The organism is Cytobacillus pseudoceanisediminis (genome assembly GCF_023516215.1).
GTDB classification, from domain to species: Bacteria; Bacillota; Bacilli; order Bacillales; family Cytobacillaceae; genus Cytobacillus; species Cytobacillus pseudoceanisediminis.
The window spans coordinates 673,491-690,541 of record NZ_CP097349.1 but is presented as its reverse complement, the minus strand read 5'-3'; the positions used below and the strand labels follow the sequence as shown (position 1 = coordinate 690,541).

The 17,051-nt window shown below is 40.2% G+C and carries 21 protein-coding genes and 2 pseudogenes; 4 read left to right on the top strand and 19 right to left on the bottom strand.

Annotated elements, in window-relative coordinates; genetic code table 11:
* Positions 1-3: 3 nt before the first annotated feature.
* The 14 genes and pseudogenes from M5V91_RS03755 to M5V91_RS03695 form a co-directional block, all read right to left on the bottom strand.
* Positions 4-357, bottom strand: coding sequence for a VOC family protein (locus M5V91_RS03755; RefSeq protein WP_251174949.1), 354 nt, complete (start codon positions 355-357; stop codon positions 4-6).
* A gap of 23 nt (positions 358-380) precedes the next feature.
* Entirely contained in the window at positions 381-632 is a 252-nt protein-coding gene (locus M5V91_RS30260) for a hypothetical protein (RefSeq protein ID WP_369425929.1), read from the bottom strand.
* 14 nt (positions 633-646) lie between these two features.
* Positions 647-1,216 (bottom strand): hypothetical protein, encoded by a 570-nt coding sequence (locus M5V91_RS03750; RefSeq protein WP_369425928.1) that lies wholly within the window; start codon positions 1,214-1,216, stop codon positions 647-649.
* A 24-nt stretch (positions 1,217-1,240) separates the two neighbouring features.
* A pseudogene (locus tag M5V91_RS03745) lies at positions 1,241-1,626 on the bottom strand (cytidine deaminase).
* Between the two features lie 20 nt (positions 1,627-1,646).
* A pseudogene (locus M5V91_RS03740) lies at positions 1,647-2,191 on the bottom strand (general stress protein).
* A 103-nt stretch (positions 2,192-2,294) separates the two neighbouring features.
* Positions 2,295-2,660 (bottom strand): DUF805 domain-containing protein, encoded by a 366-nt coding sequence (locus M5V91_RS03735; protein ID WP_009333644.1) that lies wholly within the window; start codon positions 2,658-2,660, stop codon positions 2,295-2,297.
* A 770-nt stretch (positions 2,661-3,430) separates the two neighbouring features.
* Positions 3,431-3,910 carry a hypothetical protein gene (locus M5V91_RS03730; RefSeq protein ID WP_019382560.1) on the bottom strand — a complete coding sequence of 160 codons (480 nt, stop codon included), beginning with the start codon at positions 3,908-3,910 and terminating at the stop codon, positions 3,431-3,433.
* 204 nt (positions 3,911-4,114) lie between these two features.
* Entirely contained in the window at positions 4,115-4,615 is a 501-nt protein-coding gene (locus M5V91_RS03725) for an RNA polymerase sigma factor (RefSeq protein WP_019382559.1), read from the bottom strand.
* 16 nt (positions 4,616-4,631) lie between these two features.
* Positions 4,632-6,080 (bottom strand): sensor histidine kinase, encoded by a 1,449-nt coding sequence (locus M5V91_RS03720; RefSeq protein ID WP_284521724.1) that lies wholly within the window; start codon positions 6,078-6,080, stop codon positions 4,632-4,634.
* Between the two features lie 62 nt (positions 6,081-6,142).
* Positions 6,143-6,850, bottom strand: a complete 708-nt coding sequence (locus tag M5V91_RS03715) for a hypothetical protein (protein WP_284521723.1) — start codon at positions 6,848-6,850, stop codon at positions 6,143-6,145.
* Entirely contained in the window at positions 6,828-7,520 is a 693-nt protein-coding gene (locus M5V91_RS03710) for a response regulator transcription factor (RefSeq protein ID WP_009333640.1), read from the bottom strand. The genes M5V91_RS03715 and M5V91_RS03710 overlap by 23 nt, the downstream gene beginning before the upstream one ends.
* Positions 7,521-7,786: 266 nt before the next feature.
* Positions 7,787-8,914 (bottom strand): DNA polymerase III subunit beta, encoded by a 1,128-nt coding sequence (gene dnaN / locus M5V91_RS03705; protein ID WP_251174951.1) that lies wholly within the window; start codon positions 8,912-8,914, stop codon positions 7,787-7,789.
* Between the two features lie 364 nt (positions 8,915-9,278).
* Complete coding sequence (locus M5V91_RS03700) at positions 9,279-9,434, bottom strand: NUDIX hydrolase (protein ID WP_251174952.1); 156 nt, start codon at positions 9,432-9,434, stop codon at positions 9,279-9,281.
* Between the two features lie 20 nt (positions 9,435-9,454).
* On the bottom strand, positions 9,455-10,267 hold the full coding sequence (locus tag M5V91_RS03695) for a pentapeptide repeat-containing protein (protein WP_251175013.1): 813 nt from the start codon (positions 10,265-10,267) through the stop codon (positions 9,455-9,457).
* A 159-nt stretch (positions 10,268-10,426) separates the two neighbouring features.
* On the opposite strand from M5V91_RS03695, the gene M5V91_RS03690 reads away from it, so the two are divergent.
* A complete protein-coding gene (locus tag M5V91_RS03690) occupies positions 10,427-10,768 on the top strand; it encodes a hypothetical protein (protein ID WP_009333636.1) in 342 nt (113 codons plus the stop codon).
* 37 nt (positions 10,769-10,805) lie between these two features.
* On the opposite strand, the gene M5V91_RS03685 is transcribed toward M5V91_RS03690, so the two are convergent.
* Both M5V91_RS03685 and M5V91_RS03680 read right to left on the bottom strand, forming a co-directional pair.
* Positions 10,806-11,150, bottom strand: a complete 345-nt coding sequence (locus M5V91_RS03685) for an aminoglycoside adenylyltransferase domain-containing protein (RefSeq protein WP_251174953.1) — start codon at positions 11,148-11,150, stop codon at positions 10,806-10,808.
* Complete coding sequence (locus tag M5V91_RS03680; RefSeq protein WP_251174954.1) at positions 11,147-11,593, bottom strand: nucleotidyltransferase domain-containing protein; 447 nt, start codon at positions 11,591-11,593, stop codon at positions 11,147-11,149. The genes M5V91_RS03685 and M5V91_RS03680 overlap by 4 nt, the downstream gene beginning before the upstream one ends.
* Before the next feature lie 224 nt (positions 11,594-11,817).
* On the opposite strand from M5V91_RS03680, the gene M5V91_RS03675 reads away from it, so the two are divergent.
* Together M5V91_RS03675 and M5V91_RS03670 are read left to right on the top strand one after the other, a co-directional pair.
* Positions 11,818-12,747, top strand: coding sequence for an ABC transporter ATP-binding protein (locus M5V91_RS03675; protein WP_251174955.1), 930 nt, complete (start codon positions 11,818-11,820; stop codon positions 12,745-12,747).
* Entirely contained in the window at positions 12,707-13,870 is a 1,164-nt protein-coding gene (locus M5V91_RS03670; RefSeq protein ID WP_251156832.1) for an ABC transporter permease, read from the top strand. Before M5V91_RS03675 ends, M5V91_RS03670 begins: the two co-directional genes overlap by 41 nt.
* Positions 13,871-13,995: 125 nt before the next feature.
* Here the strand turns inward: M5V91_RS03670 and M5V91_RS03665 are convergent, their stop codons facing one another.
* Positions 13,996-15,162 carry a TraB/GumN family protein gene (locus tag M5V91_RS03665; RefSeq protein ID WP_019382552.1) on the bottom strand — a complete coding sequence of 389 codons (1,167 nt, stop codon included), beginning with the start codon at positions 15,160-15,162 and terminating at the stop codon, positions 13,996-13,998.
* A gap of 223 nt (positions 15,163-15,385) precedes the next feature.
* Here M5V91_RS03665 and M5V91_RS03660 point away from each other — a divergent pair, with 223 nt between their 5' ends.
* Complete coding sequence (locus tag M5V91_RS03660) at positions 15,386-16,012, top strand: metal-dependent hydrolase (RefSeq protein WP_019382551.1); 627 nt, start codon at positions 15,386-15,388, stop codon at positions 16,010-16,012.
* Positions 16,013-16,040: 28 nt separating this feature from the next.
* Here the strand turns inward: M5V91_RS03660 and M5V91_RS03655 are convergent, their stop codons facing one another.
* Together M5V91_RS03655 and M5V91_RS03650 are read right to left on the bottom strand one after the other, a co-directional pair.
* Positions 16,041-16,487 carry a GyrI-like domain-containing protein gene (locus tag M5V91_RS03655; RefSeq protein WP_217032159.1) on the bottom strand — a complete coding sequence of 149 codons (447 nt, stop codon included), beginning with the start codon at positions 16,485-16,487 and terminating at the stop codon, positions 16,041-16,043.
* Positions 16,488-16,835: 348 nt separating this feature from the next.
* Positions 16,836-17,045: a helix-hairpin-helix domain-containing protein gene (locus tag M5V91_RS03650; RefSeq protein ID WP_217032161.1), complete on the bottom strand. Its 210-nt coding sequence runs from the start codon at positions 17,043-17,045 to the stop codon at positions 16,836-16,838.
* Positions 17,046-17,051: the final 6 nt, after the last annotated feature.

Below are 17,051 nucleotides of genomic sequence, written 5' to 3'. Positions count from 1 at the left end.
CTCTTATCCCTTTTTCTGTATAAGCCCAAACCCAAGCCCGACCGGATCCACCAGATAGGCAAGATAGAAATCATCAAATTCCATTTTGTCCCTTACCACCATTGCCCCATTTTCCTTTGCAAGAGAAATGGATTCGTCAATCGATTCCACTTCTATCTGAATACGGGTTCCATGCGGATAATCGTTTGGCCCTTTACTGATGCCCCCATTTACAGCTTGATTTTGGTCATTTCCTGTCTTGACTGGCCAATATCCCCAATTCGGTTCTTCAATCTCCCATCCGAAAACATTGGAATAAAACTCAGCTGCTTTTTCCGGATCCTGGCTGTTTAATTCAAATCCGATTACTTTCGCCATTGGTCTCGCCTGCTTTCTTTGTCTTAATTAACCATTCCTAGTACCTTTTCCGCCAAAACATCATCATTTTCTTCCAGCCCAACCTTGTGACAAAGACATGCATGAACTCTTCTGAATTCCGGGAACATGCTTGTCATTACCTTCATAATTTCAGAGGGTTCCGGACTGCTGAACCATTCCTCCAGTAGTTTTAGCTGCCAGGTTTCCAGTTTGCTCCTTGTTCCCTGCAATCTGGCCCAGTCTCCAAAGGTATTTGGCTGCAGCCCTGCTTCCATATGCCATGCTGTTACTATGGATAACCGGAGATTGTCCAGGCAGTGCAGAGCATAATATATCTCCCCCGGCTCACTCTTCTGTATATCTCATGTACATAGGCAAAAAATTTATTTCTCCAGCTTTCTACTTCCTCAAGAGCGGGCTGGTAAGTTAAACCTTTTGACTTTTCCGATAATGCAAGCATTACTCCAGCCATATCATGAACAATCTTTATATTCTGAAGCCATACAGATGGCTGGAGCTGTTGGGAACGATAATAAAATGCATCTACTTTAATAAAATTAATATAGTGTGCAACTGTATGTGATGCGCGGGGATTATCTTCGAAGAATAATACATTTCCCCATTTTTTCGCCCTTTCCTTTTTATTAAGCCTATATTCCTCAAATACCTTATCATTCACGATAATCCGCAGATCAATGTCTGAAAATAAATCCGTACTGTTTTCTCCTATGGAACCGCCATAAAAAACAGATAATACATTTTGATCAAGTATCAAATCCTTTTCAATAGAATGCATGATTCTTTCTCTATGTCGCGGAAGTTCAGAATCTCTTCCTTTGTATTTAGCATATAATCCCATTCATACAAATCCGCCTCCAATATACTAAATTCTTTTAGACTTATCCGGCAGCAATTCCATTACCCCAAATTTCCTAAAAACATCGCCTTTACCTGGCAGAATCACTTGTATATCTTCCCCATAATCGCTCACCAGTTCCCTGCACATTCCCATGGGGAGACCACACGGGAATCAGACCCTTCACTGTTTGATAGTACGGCAATAATAGTCTCAAATTCCTGATCGCTTTCTGATATGGCTTTTCCAAGTACAATTGCTTCAGCACAGACAGCAGCTCTTCCAACATAAGCTTCAAGATTCACCGCAGTATAGACCTTGCCGGAATTGGTTCTGACTGGTGCGGCAACATGATGTTTTCCTTCCTGGTATAATTTCTTCATTAATTTATTTGCTGATTCTATCATTTCCATGTCATGTGTGTTCAGTATGCTCACCCTAAATTCCTGCTTTTTGCTTTTAAATTTTTCAGTCTTTTAAAGTCTTTGCTCAAGCATGATTGTTTAAAGCGCTTTGACTGCTTGAGGCTGTTAATGTCAGAGCGATTATCATAAGATAACTGAATATGAAAATAGTTAACATACTCGAGGATGGCAAAGATATAGATAAAGGCGGCAATAGTCAGTCCCTGAGGTGTTGATGGTTGCCACATATAATAATCTGCTATGAAGGCAGCAGGAATAATTATTATGATAGCAATGTTCCATTTTTTTATGGCCCTTAACTGTTTAATCAGCCTTATCGGTGCAGCAGCTGTATTTTCTTTTTTTAACCGCTTCCATTTTACAAACCAATAAATGGAGCCTTGAAGGAGTAAAAACTCCAGCAGCAGAAACGATGACCAGAAAGAAAAAGTGAATATAAATGGAGATCAGGATAAGCATAATTCACCATATAACTAACAAAAACAAACATTATGAGACTCGTTGTTTCACCAGTAAAAAGATAGGAAAATCTCTTCAATATTCGATTCCTCACCAAAATTCCTCACTTCCGGGTAAAGAGTACCACTTATTAGTAATACGAATTTTCTAAAAAAAGGTTTCAAAAAAACTCCAGCCAAGGCGGCTGAAGATTTTTATTATACTGCTTTTTTAGGATATGGCCCGTATTTATTTGATCCAGGTTCACTATCCATTAGAGTAAAGATGAGGATTATAATCCCCCCGATTAAAGGAATCAAAGAAATTAGAATCCACCAGCCGCTTTTCCCGGTGTCGTGCAGCCTTCTGACAGTTACAGAAAGACTCGGAATTAACATAATCAGAGAGAAAAGAGTTGTAAGGACTCCAATGTCCTCTGTAATCTCCCATCCAAAAATCATCTCAATAATAGTTAAAATGATTGAGATGAGAAATGTAAACAAAATAAACATCCAATATTCTCTTCGTCTGGATCTTCCGCTGAAATTAAATGATTCTTTAACCACATTAATAAATGCATTCATGCTGTTTTCACCTCCGCTGTACACATCCATCTATTATATCAATAATAAAAACCCTTTTTCAGCAGGGGAAAATATGGATTTTATCGAAAATTGAATGTTCTCCCCAAAAATGAAATAAAAAACTCCTGCCTCTAATTAACGGAGCAGGAGTCTTTTGTTCCTCACCTTAGCAGATATAAGGACTTGCACTGAATGATTTTTGCGGCATATTTCTATAGTGGTGATAAACATGAAAATACTGACAACACTTCGAGGTTTGATAAAGCACGAGGCAAAAAAATTGTTCGATAACAGAATGGCCAGGCATAAAGATAGGCTCCCAAACAGATAATGAGCTTCCGGCACAAGCAGGAAGCTTTAATTTCACCTAATAATATGCAAATCAAACACATAAAAATAGGGGGCATGATACCACTTTTACAGGAGAAATAATTCTTGACTGTAACCCAGTCGAAAAGAAGTGAAAAAATGACCCAGGCTGCTGTATAGAAGAAAAAAGAGGCTTGCTTTCTGGCATGAAATTTAAAAAAATAATCCCAAATGATGCTTTCAAGAGTCAGTTCAATGATACGGACTCCCAGCTACGCTTCCCCGCTTTTTAGCTTATATAGGCGAAAATATAAACTTAGCATTGCATCCGTTCTTAAGTTAATTAAAGCAATGACAACCCAGCTGACGTAAATTTCTATTTTCGATAAGAGCTTTTATCAGATTATTTGGCAAGGAAAGATAAGGAAACCAATACATACAATGAACCGCCTTTTATTGTTTCAATACTTTTGATGGAAAGAACTTTTCTGCTCTAATAAAATCATAAATTTATAAAATAAAACGAGAGACAGCAGAAGAAATGGATCTACCATAATCGAATACCATATTTTCCATGTACCATAATTAAAGTAACCCCAGGGTTCAGGAAGCAGAGCCGCCATTTCATAAAGGATAATTGCCGCAACAAAGAAAAACATATAAACCATTTTTTTAATAATCCCTTTTGAAAAAGGGTATCCGTTCAAAAAAATGATGTTTACCGGCGGAATTAAAAATAACCTCGGCAGCAAGCCTGCCCATTCAACACCTGGAGAAAAGTACCAATAATGATGATGTTTAAATTCAACAACTAAATCAAATAACATCTGAAAAGCTATTGTAAAAGTCCAGATTTGCAATACTTGGCTGGGAGTCATTTTTTTATTTATTTTGAAGGCAATCATATTAAAGGCGATTATTGAAGCTATAAGTAAGATCATAGTTATTCCTTATATCTCTTTCTCGAAAGTTTATATTATTATTATTTACTAATTCGGACGTCTGCTATGCAAAGGAGGCGAAGACAATTGACCTGATATGAAGAAGTACAATTCCATCGGATTCGAGTCTGCTACGACACCCATGCCGGAAGGATAAATGTAAAAGAGAGCAAGCGGCCAATCTTATTGGCCAATTGCTCGTTATTATGCCCCCATTTTCACCATCATTTTCAGCTGCTTTCGAGCCCTGAAGATTCTGGTTTTTACAGTTGAAGGATTTAAATTAAGCATAGCCGCTATTTCCCTTTCCTTTAATCCCCGGTCTATTTTCAGCAAAAGAATATCTCTATAGCTGCCTGTCAGCTTCTTTACAGCCCCGGTGATTTCCTCAGCAGCAAAGCCGGATTCAACTTCCTGCTCGACATTCTGTTTTGTAGCAACACCGAGACATTCGAGCATGTCCTGCTCCATCGGCACAGCAGCCTTCCGCCTTTCTCTCCGAATAGCGTCCAGGGCAGTCCTTCGGGCAATGACAGACAGCCATGCCCCCGCTTTTTCTTCATCGATAATCGTTTCCGCTTTCTTCATGGCTTTAATAAAAGTTTCTTGAACGATATCCTCCGCAAGATAAGCGTCTCTTGTCATTGAGAAACATATATGATAAAGGCGTTTATAATGACACGTATACAGCTCGGTAATATCCATAATCCATCCTCTTCCCTTACTCCTCTATATTCAGTGAAATGCTCACCTTGAACAAGTCACCATCTGTATCTATTTCAAGATTTCCATCATGAAGATCAATAATCGATTTGGCTATGGCAAGCCCCAGGCCTGAACCATCTGTATGCCTTGATTTATCTCCTCGTTTGAAACGCTCGAACAGTTCTTCGCTTTGATCGTCCAATTCATATTTAGAAACATTTTTAAACGTTATAACTGCCTGGCCTTTCACTTTCGCTATCGCAATATAGACCCTTGAGTTTTCCAATGAGTATTTCAGTATATTGCCAATTAAATTATCAAAGACTCGCCAGAGCTTTTGGCCATCTACAAATGCGATTGCCGGATGATCAGGTTTGGTTACTCTGAAATGCAGATTGGATTCATTAATAGCGTTATTATGCTCCGCGAGAGCCTGCTGCAGCAGCTGGATAAGATCCACTCTTTCCTTCCGGAGCTCAATATTGCCGCTAGCCATTTTCGAGACTTCGAATAAATCATCAATCAAAACCTTTAGACGTTTAGACTTCCGGTCAATGATTTCAAGGTAGGCAGAGCGATCGTCCTCAGAAACCTCACCTGACTTCAGCAGCTCCGTGTACGTAATAATGGAAGTTAATGGTGTTCTTAGATCGTGACTGACATTTGTTATCAGCTCCGTTTTCAGCCTTTCGCTTTTTGCCTGCTCGCTAAGGGAAGTTTTGACGCCCTGCTTCAATACATTAATATTTCCTGCGAGTGAAGCCAGAACACCTTTTCCTTTAACCGGCAAGTCCTGGCCCATGTGACCCGTTGCCAATTCATTTGCGGTCTCAACAATTCGGTTGAAATAGCCTAAGCGCCTGATTAGTGCCATAACCAGCGGAATACCTGCAAACGCTAAGAGCATTACATAAAACAGGGCAAATAGCGGATGGAAGAACATGACAATTGAACCCATTCCCATTCCAAAGATGATTATTAGAACAACAAACAGCTGCGTTCCTGTACTCCGGTTTAAAAAGGCTTCCTGCAGGCTGGTTTTCAAACCGCCAGCCGTTCTATAAACCAGACTCTTTTTCAAAACTGCCTTTGCGTTTTCCAAGTCCTTAAATTCACCCGCGATATATTTGAGCTGAACAATTGTCAGACCGCATAGAACAGATGCTCCAAGTAGCACAATAATCAATTCAATAACACGCGGCAGGATATTGTAGGAGTCTATTAAAAAATCATTTATCAGAAAAAGAGCTAAACTGCTCCCTATTACTGTCAATCCCAAGAAGATTATTCTTAAATCAATAGGGAGCTTATTATATAAAGGCTCCCACCTTTTGATTTCAGCAGACAGGGCCTTTGACCTTCTGCCAGCAATCAATGCAGCGATAACAGCCAAAACCGCTGAGCCGCCATAGATTAATAATACAATCTGCTTTTGTTTGAAAAGATTATTTTGGTCAATGAACATATTTGAATCAGGAAGATTTTTAGCCAGGCCAATTTGTCCTTTGAAGTAGCCTGATTGCGATTCTACCAGCGACTGTTCAAACCCCTCATACCCCCCATAATAATATGAAGGAAGTAATTTTTGTCCATGGTGTAATCGGTATGATAAACCATCTCTTTTTTCATTACTTCATCCGGAGACTCATTTTTGGACAAAGTTAAATTGGTGTATACTTCACCAGTGGAAGTGTCCTCAAAATAATAAGTAAATGAATCCTCATAAAAGTCATACTGATCCCGCAATTGTTCTTTTTCCTTGAAAAACTCTTCTATTTTTTCTTCTTTTTCTTTTATCACTTTGGGGCGTACGTGTTCATCGCTCTCAAAGTTCTTCGTAATATCCTCGATTCTTTTGTTCATCTGATCGGTTAAAGCCTTGGCAAATTCATTATTTTCAGTGTCCTTTGCCTCTTGGATTCTATATTCATATTGGCTTCTAATATTATCTATTTGTTCAGGCAGAGTCCCATAACGATAGCGATGTTCATGGATGTCCTCTTCCGACACCTCGATGGCTTCCTTAGCTTTTTCGAGGGTAAGGTTATTCAGTTCGAACATTTCCAGGTATCCGGCATATTGATCCAAATCACTTCTAAACTGATTTGTGTGAAAATAGTCCGGGTTTGCATATTCCCTTCCGTTTATTAGAACAGACAAAACGCCGCTCGCTCCGTAAGCAAATAAAACCGTTATCATCGCAATGATGAATTTATTTTTCCATCTTGTATCCAATTCCCCATACCACCTTTAAATATCTCGGATTTTTCGGGTCGATTTCAATCTTTTCACGGATTTTCCGAATATGGACTGCCACCGTATTTTCTGCGTTATAGTACGGCTCGTTCCATACCCGTTCATAAATTTCATTAATGGAAAAAACGCGTCCGGCATTCGTCATTAAAAGTTCCACAATTTTATACTCGATCGGAGTCATTTTCACTGGCTCTCCATTAACACTCACTTCTTTTGCTTCCTTATCCAGCATGAGACCGTTCAGATCAATCACTTTTTTGACTCCTTCAAACGTTCCGAATGTCACATATCTTCTCAGCTGTGATTTCACACGGGCAACCAATTCCATAGGATTGAAAGGCTTGGTCACATAATCATCAGCTCCAACCTGCAGCCCCAGGATTTTATCTGTATCCTCTGTTTTGGCACTCAGAATAATAATCGGGATGTTTTTCTTTTCGCGAATTTTATATGTAGCTGAAATGCCATCCAGCTTTGGCATCATGACATCCAAAATAATCAGATGCACCTGATTCTCATTCAATATCTCCAGAGCTTCGATTCCATCTTTCGCTTTTAATACAGTAATGCCTTCATTTTTAAGATAAATTTCTATAGCATCTCTTATCTCTTTTTCATCATCTACAACGAGTACATAATAGTTATCCATAATCCCCCTGCTTTCAAGGTGCTCTTTTCATATTTTTATACTAAACGCAAAATCTTAACATTAATGTAATAGAAATCTTAAGAATTTCTTAAGATTGAATCTGCATTTCTTAAGTTTTACATCCCTTCTATTTTATAATGGATGGAAATGGAAATATAGACTTGTAATGGTAAGTCATAAAAAAGCACCATCCGCCAGCTGTCCCAGCTGGTGAATGGTGCAAAAAGTGATTTAGAAATGTCATTTATTCTGTAAGAAGACTGCTCTCAATACGAACGGACGGGCGAAACAAGCTGAATATAAGATTCGCCGCTGACAGGCTTGATTATAACCGGCTTCATTGAACCGCTGAAGCTTAAAAGTACATGCTCTTCCTGAATAGCTTTTAGGGCATCCATTAAAAAGTTCCCATCAAGTGATATGGATAGTTCCCGCTCGCCGGTGATTTCTAACAGAGGCTGTGTTTCTTCAATTTTTCCAATGGCAGAGGAAACTGAAGATATTTTCAATGCCCCTTCTTTTATCTCCAGGAGGACATTGTTATTCTTCCATTCGAGGGCAAACAGGCAGGCACGGTCAATTCCCTTTAATAGTTTTTTTGCGTCCAGTTTTATAACTGTTTTCGCTTCATTCGGGATGAGTCCAGTTACATCAGGATACTTGCCTTCAATAAGCCGTGAACAGAGCATGATCGATTTTGTTTTGAAAACTAAATAGCTCTCTGATGAGAAGATTTGTACTTCACTTTCTTCCTGATGAGCCAATAGCTTTAAAAGTTCCTTTAGGCTCGAGCCTGGAACAATGAAAGACCCTTTGGAAGCAGAAGCGATCCTTGTCTGCAGAAACGCTAAACGATGTGAGTCAGTTGCCGCACACGAAAAGTGATTTTCTTTAACAATCATATGCACTCCTGTGAGCACCGGCCTTGTATCATTCTTCGAAGCTGCAAACACGGTCTGCTTTATTATTGCTGATAATTTTACAGAAGAAATTTGGATCTCGTGCGAATTATCAAATTCAGGAAGTTTTGGATACTGTTCGGCTGGAAAACCATTTATGTATGTGATAATTTCATCTGATATGATTGTCACGTTATGCTTTTCATTCACTTTGATATGTATGTCACCCGGCAGCTTTTTAATTAGCTCTGTCAGGTATCTGGATGTTACTACAACACTGCCAGTCTTTACTATTTCCAGTTCAGCCCCTTTATCAGCAGCAGGAATGACTTTTTCAATCACAATATCAGAGTTGCTTCCAGTGAGTCTTAAATGGTTCTCACAAGCAGTCAGCTTTATCCCGGTTAAAATCGGAAAAGGTGTCTTGGCAGAAATTGCACTGCTTACTTCTCCAACGGCTTTATTAAAATATTCATTCTTAATTTTAAACTCCATTCATACCCCACCTAATTTTATCGATAGGATATTCTTTCGACAAAATTCCTGAAAATTCCTTTTACCTTATCAGCATAACTTTGTTTGAACAGCTCCAAGGGAATAAGTTTATCAGCTTTTACGGCATGGAGGATTTGCCTTATCACTTTGGCATCGCGAAGTGCCTCGTCTTTTAAGCGATTAAGGTTTGACAGGTTCACCAAGCTATCGGCAATTTCCTCTTCCTGAAGGTTTAAAAAGCCCCCTCTTATTTGAGCAATAAAAGGGAATAAGATGACTGATGGTTTGTACTGCTGGTAAAGTTATAGATACCAGTTGTATGGGTCAGGTTTACGTCCAAGCCCGTTTCTTCTTTTACTTCTCTTCAGGCAGCCGCAAGGATATCTTCCCCTTTTTCAACACGGCCGGACGGGAAATTCCATTTATTCTTTACAATGGGTTTATTCTCTTTTATCATCAGCACTTTGCCTTCCTGTAGAATTGATGTGCTGGCAGCAAGCACGATTTCGTTCTGTGTCATTCGGTATCTCTTCTTTCCTTTTAATTCACCCAGTGCTGAGGTCTCTGTAAACCCTTTGGCAGCTTCGTATACATGTCCCCTTTTGCTGAATTAACCTGAGCCTGTGTAAGAAAAATACTTCCCATTAGATTAGCTCCGCTTAAATTCGCGTCCCTCAAGTCTGCACCAATAAGATCCGTATATCTCAAGTCAGCTTTGCGCAGGTCAGCAGCAATAAACAGGGAACCTCTTAAATTTGCTCCGCACAACACCTCACCGCTTAATCTGGCTCCGATAAAATCTCTCCGGCCGCTATATTTTTTCGCGGATTTTTGATTCAATCCTGAATTCTTCCTGACAAGCTCACTGGCTTTCAGAAGCAGCTTATTAACTTCACCCCTATGTGACTGGACATCAGTACCCATAATCACACCCGGTTCCATATTAGTTAAATCCTCTGTTTTGTCCAAAATTTCTCTGACTTCACCATGAATAGGCCTAGCGGCTTCCAAATATAGAATTTCTGTTAAGTAGAAAAGCATTTCATGAAGCTGATGCATAATGGGAAACACATCAAACATCTCTTTCTTAAGTCCGGGATGTGTGCGCCAGTCTCTATTCATAAAAGTGTTTTGGGATACTTTTTGGCCTGCTCCAAAGCATTCAAATGAAGTGCATCCTCTGAAGCCTTTTCCCCTTAGGTCTGCATGTATCTGACAGCGAAAATCAGCTTGCAGATTGGGACATGGTTTACCTGCTTCCTTATCAAAAGCAAAGTCAGCAGATTTTGCATATGGGAGGGCCACACAGCAAAGCCCAAAACAATTTTCACAATCGGGTATTAAATAACTCATCTGTTTAGGCAAAACGCGCACTTCCTATCGTTCATAGTACAGGAAAGATTTCAGCAATATTTTTTCAGTTGTTACTGTTCTTGACTTTCCTGCCGGTAATGTTTATTCTTTCTGCAAATGGAAATTATTCTTAATATCTCATTATAAAGGAGTGACTTCATGTCCAGGAATAAATATAAAGAAAAGGCAATGAGTGCCGTAGGCAAGCTAAAAGCCAGCCTTAAAGGAAGGCTTTATGAAATGGCAGAGATTCCTTCAGTTTCTGTTAAGCAGCTGTCAGAATTCATCCAGCAGCATCCCGATACGCAAATAACAAAGAAAGAACTCCTTGGAAACACCTACACTTTCTATCGTCTAAATGCGAATGATGACTTTCTGTATATGGAAACAATTAATGAAAGGATTCTTCAATTGGATGGATCCTCACACGGAAAAAGATTTGTCTCTTATCGATCTTATCGGGATTCCCATAACTTGAATACTCCAATGAGGATAACGTAACGGCCTTCAGTCAAGTGAGCTTCACATCAAGGGAAGCTCACTTATTTTTAATTGCTGCTGATTGGCTTATAAGATATTTTGACAGTTTAATAGTCTCCTCAATTCGATCACGCTTACTTGTATAATGTCTATTTTCCTCACCTCTGCGAATATTGATGGCATCCACTATGATTGGGTGCCATTTTTCCGGCAAATGCTTTAAGGAGTACTCCCCAGCCCCTTGCTTAGAGATAATATCCTTCTCTCTCAATGTGTAAAACTGACGCAAAATGCCGAGCACCGTCCATTCAACTTCTTTATCAATCGCAGAGTCGGCTGTTTGTGTAAGTTCATCAATCGATTCCTCGTATGACTGGATTCGATTTGCCCAATATGTATTCATGTTCTCATAAGTGTACGAACCAAATCATTGGCATTTATCTCTATAACCGGAACATCCCCATAAATGACAATACCATTCTTCTTTAAAAGCCACCAGGTGACTGGATTCAGAAAATGCCCATAATTCATTATCCCGTTATTATAGTAGAAACATTCACAAAGCGTTCCCAGGTCATTTTGAGTTAAATAAACCCCATCCATCTTAGGAAACTGATATTTGTCTGCTAGTATCCTATGGATTTCCTTAGCTTTTTTTAATTCTGATTCAGTTAAACCGCTTTGTGTAACCGCAATAAAATCAATATCGCTTGATCCTTCCACAAAAGCATCCAGTGCAAGCGACCCGTGCAAATAAAGGCCTTCAAGCTGATTGGGCATATATTCATTTACTAGATCTATGTACTCATTTAATAAATCATTAACCACTATTGGAAGTTCTCGCATTTACACTTCTCCCCTAACTTCTAATAGAAAAAGCCTTCTCATATCATTTTCAAACTCAGCATTCATCTTTTCTATATCGGTTTGTCCCACATTATGGTACCAGTATCGATATTATTAAGTTTACTAAAAAAATGAATTTTTTCAAAAAAAGTAACGTATTAAATAAAAGGTTAGAAATTTGCATGATGCTGATATCCAACTTGTCATGAAAGCGAGGAAAACGAATGACTGTGTTAGAAGTAAGAAATCTGCAAAAGTCCTTTGGCCAAATAAAGGCTGTCCAGGATATAAGTTTCTCGGTTAATGCCGGGGAAGTCTTCACTATTATCGGTCCAAACGGAGCTGGCAAAACAACTACACTGGAAATGATTGAGGGCCTTGTTTCACCCGATAACGGTGAAATCCATTTTGGCGACCTCGATTGGAATAAGCATGCAGTTTCAATAAAGAAGAAAATTGGCGTCCAGCCACAGTCAAGTGCCATGTTTGATTTATTGACACCAGAAGAAAACCTGAACCTTTTTGCATCCTTTTACGACCATGCACGGCCAGCCAAAGAAATCCTGGAAATAGTCAATCTTACGGAGCACCGCAAAAATCATGTAAAAAAGCTTTCAGGCGGTCAGAGGCAAAGACTTGCCATTGGACTGGCGCTGATTAGTGACCCTGAAATCATTTTTCTGGATGAACCGACTACCGGCCTTGATCCCCAGGCCAGAAGAAATATTTGGGATATCATTCTTCATCTTAAAGAACTAGGGAAAACAACCATCCTTACCACTCATTACATGGAAGAAGCAGAAAAATTAAGTGATCGTGTATGCATCGTGGATCAGGGGAATGTGATCACACTTGACTCCCCTTCCGCACTCATAGAGAAGCTTACAGATGAACGGGAAATAAGGTTGAGTTTTCTTGATGGCGTAAGTGCTGCAGAAAATGCTGATATGTTTTCGAAGGATCTGGAATCTGTATCCAAAACGGAACGGGAAGGAGCAACTCTAAAAATATGGGCAGCAAAGCCTGAAGAAACCCTTTTGGACTTATTTAAGTTTACAAAAGAAAATTCATTCGGGGTGGAACAGGTCTCTATACGGGAAATGAGCCTGGAAGATGTGTTTATTGCGTTTACCGGCAAAGAATGGAGGGATTAAGATTAATAGATACCATCAATTTAAAATGATGTTTTTGGCACAGCTGAAATTAACTCTTCGAGAAAAACAGGCATGGTTCTGGGGCATCTTTTTCCCGGTTATTCTAATGGTTATCTTCATGGTCATCTTCAGCGGAAATTCAGATGAAGAGTTTAAAACCGAAGTGGCTGTTGTGGATCCAAGCCCGAATCCAGCTTCAGAGATGATGCTTTCTCAAATCAGCGGACTTCCCGTTTTGGAAGTCAAATCAGGAAAGCCTGTCACGAGGGATAAAGCGGAGGAATGGGTAAAAGATCAGGAAGTGGATGCCGCCATCATCCTGCCGGAGTCGGCAGAGGCTTCCTCTGTTTTCCTTGTAATAAACAAAGAAAATGAACAGGGTGCCGCAGCCCAGGCAGTTTCAAGCATTCTGGATAAGTTTGTCCAGCAGGCCAATTTAATGGCTGCAGGTGCTTCTCCGAAATATGATTTGCAATATGAATCGATAACCTCCGGCACCAATGAATTGGATTATACAGATTTCCTTTTAACTGGGATGATAGCTTTATCCATTGCCCAGGGCGGGATGTTTGGCATGGTGGACCTGGTGGACATGCGCAGAAAGGGATTAATCAAAAGGCTGCGTATGACACCGGCAAATATGGGCATCTTCGGATTAAGTGATATGGTTATGAGGCTGTTGTTCAGTATTGTGCAGATCATCCTGCTTTCATTAATAGGTGTCCTCGTATTTGGCGCCAATCTTTATATTAATCCTATTACCTTGATTATCGTATTCCTGATCGGTGCTTTATCCTTTAATGCACTTGGCTACTTCTTCTCATCTTTCAGCAAAACGACAGAAGCTTATATGGGAGTAGCCAATATCTGCAGTTTTCTCATGATGTTTTTAAGCGGAGTGTTCTTCCCTATTGAAACGATGCCTGAATGGATCCAGCCAATATCCAGCATCCTGCCGCTAACCTATTTTGCTGAAGGCTTAAGGGAAAGCATGGTGTATGAAACCGGCATTGCTACAGCAGCACTTTGGGCAGGAATTGGCGTGATGGTGATATGGGGAGCCGTTACTTTTCTTTTGGGGTCCTTGCTTTATAAGAGAAAAGCGATTGCTGCTGACAGATAATGAAAGAAGTGCCAGCTGCCAAAATCGGCCATCTGGCCTTCTTCATTATTTTTTTGGAAGTATAAAAAATTCATTAAAATTGAAAAAGGATGAAATCATTTTGATTTCATCCCAGAAAAGCTTTCTTATAAATTTTCAAAAAACACTCTGATTACATCGGCTCCCCCAATGAAGGTTCCCAGCGAACTGCCCAGATTGGACAGGACAACAATCAATAAAATCCGGCTCACTTTGTTTCTCCAGAATCCTTTAACACTGAAGACATCTTCAGATAAGGTTTCAAAATCCCTTACATTCGGACGCCTTATATAAGCCTGAGTCAGTCCGGCAAACCAGCCTGCTGCAAGAAGGGGATTCAATGATGTAATTGGCGCTGCAACAAAGGCAGTTAAAATGGTGAGCGGATGTCCCATTGCAATGGCAGCCCCCAGCGCCGACAAGGAGCCATTCCAAATAATCCAGCTGATAGTCTGCGCAAGACCCGCAGAAGGATTTGCGAAGAATGTATAGGCGATTATGGCTAAAATGAACACCGGAATACTCCAGCCAATTATCTTTGGAACATTGGATTTTGGAGGGCGCTCAGTCAATTTGGCCATGTCCTGTTCTTTTTTGATTTCCTCTTTGATCCCCGGTACATGGGCTGCCCCAAGCACCGCTACTATTTTTTCTCCTGGTGCATCTTTAATTTTTTGTGCCAGGTACTGATCCCGTTCGTCAATGAGCGGTTTCTTTAATCGCGGAAAACTATCTGTAAATTCATTTAGAATCGCATTTATCGTATCCTGATTTTTCATTTTCTCAAGTTCTTCTTCAGTTATCGTATCCTTGCTGAAAATACTTGCTACTACTTGACTAAGAAGCAGGGATTTTCCTTTTAATCCGAGGTTACCCCAAATCCTTGCAAAGGTAATCTGGATATTCCGGTCGGCCAGAACAAGCTTTGCCCCGGCAGCCTTTGCTGATTCAATTCCCTGAATCATTTCCTGGCCGGCTTTAATGCCGAATTGGTCAGCCATGCGGTTTTGAAAGGATGAAATCGCCAGATTCATTAAAAGCAGTGATGCCTTCTTCTCCTTAATTACCTGGATGATATCCATTTCCTTCCACTTGCTGCCTTCTGTAATCGATTGATATCTCTGTTCATCCAATTCCACACAAACAGAGTCAGGCTGTTCAGCCTCTATGACTTCCTTCACTTGTTCCGCGCTGTGCTTTGAAACATGTGCTGTTCCTATCAGTATGTATTCCTTGCCGTCTAAATGAATCCTCGTTATGTTTTCCTCTGACATAAATACCTTCCTTAGATACAAATTCTATTTTGTATGCTTATAGCTCAATGTATTGTTCATTATACCATGAACTGTTTTAAGTATGCCCAGGATAATGAACTCTGAGGGGAATTTAGCCCTAAATAACAAAATAATCTATTAACCCCTAAACAGAACAAATGTTTTGATATAATATAAGAATGCATGAAAAAAATGCAAATATATTATAAAGGTGGAAATTATATTGAATGGTACCGCCCATGCAGCTATTGGAGCAGCAGCAGGATACGTGGTTGCGAACACTGTTCATGCCAGCCCATCCACAACTCTATTATTAGTAGGACTCGGCAGCGTTTCTGGATTAATTCCGGACCTCGACATTGATGGAAAACTTCGTGACCGGCTTACACTTTCACATGAAGTCGTTCGGACAGTTGCACAAATCATAGGAATTTTAATGATCATCTATAGCTTCTATGAAGGCTCGCCGAAAGAGAAATGGCTGGGAATCGCTATAGGGATCAGTATGACTGCCATTTCTGCGAAAATCAGGCAAAAGCATATGCTGACCATTACCGGAATTGGCGTCCTGGCGGGAGGCATCTCTTTGCAGGAACTTTGGCTGATATTATTTGGGGTTTATATATTAATAGCTTCCTTCGTTTCCCACCGCAGTTATACTCATTCCATCCTGGGTGTTATTTTTTTTGGATTCATCTCTGCGAAATTTGAAGCATCACTTGGCATAGAGGGTGTATTCTATACATGCCTTGCGGGTTATATAAGTCATTTGATAGCCGATTTTAAATTGCTTCCATTTAATAAAAGGGGCATAAAGCTCTTTCTCCCGATTTCGTCGAAAGAGATCTAAGACAGACAACCGCTCAGAATTTGAGCGGTTAGTTTTTGACTGGAATGTATACTTCTACATCCTCATCCTCATTTTCAACCGGATAATAAACTTCCAAAATATAATGATCAGCGGAATCCTGCGTATTGCCCTGCTCCTTAATCCAATTGTTAAGACGCGCATACAGGCCGCCCATGTCAGCTCCCTTTCCTCTGATTGATGCATAAGTATGCTGTACCTCTATATATTCCATCCCATCTGGCAGCGTATCAGGTTTCTCATGAACTAAGTAACCGACAAAAAATATTCCCTCTAAGTGGTCTTCCCCTCTTTTAGGTTCATAAATGGTCACTTCCAGTCCGCTGCTATGCTGTACAAGATGGCCATGCTTCAAGAAGCTCTGAGCTGCTTCAGGCACCAAGCCGGCATAATCCTTAAAAAGACCCTTGTTCTTTATGACTACTGCTTTAAACTCCTGCGAAACAACTTTACACATAGGAATCCCTCCAAACTTTTAATACTAAGAGTTTCTCTAACTATTGGAAAATCCCTCCTTTAATCTGATAGATTAAGAAGACTTTTTCTCATAGATTGTCGTTGTTGCCTATGAATTCTGCCCGTTGATTTCAGCACGGGGCACTTGCTTTCTGCGGGGCGTGCGGTGATCCCGCAGGACATTGAATAAACTTCCTCGAATCAACACCGCACGAAGGAAATGCGTCAGCATTTTCGAGATCAAGTGCCCACAGCGAAGATCAACTCAGCAAATTAAACTAAGTAATTAAAAAAACCTAAATATACGACAGCCAAAAAAAGACGCGCCTCAAGAGTCGCGTCTTCCAAACTAACCTTTAAATGACAAACCATTGTCCGCCATTGCCTTGCGAAGTTTTTCCATGGCATTCGGTCCCATTCCGTGAAGTTCCAGCAATTCTGCTTCAGTGGCAGCGGCTAGCTGTTCCAGTGAAAAATAGCCTGCCCCTTCAAGTGCACGTACTGCTGGCTTTGCCAGCTTTTCAGGGAATCTGCTCCCCTTTAGATTATTTTCTGGCATGGGGTC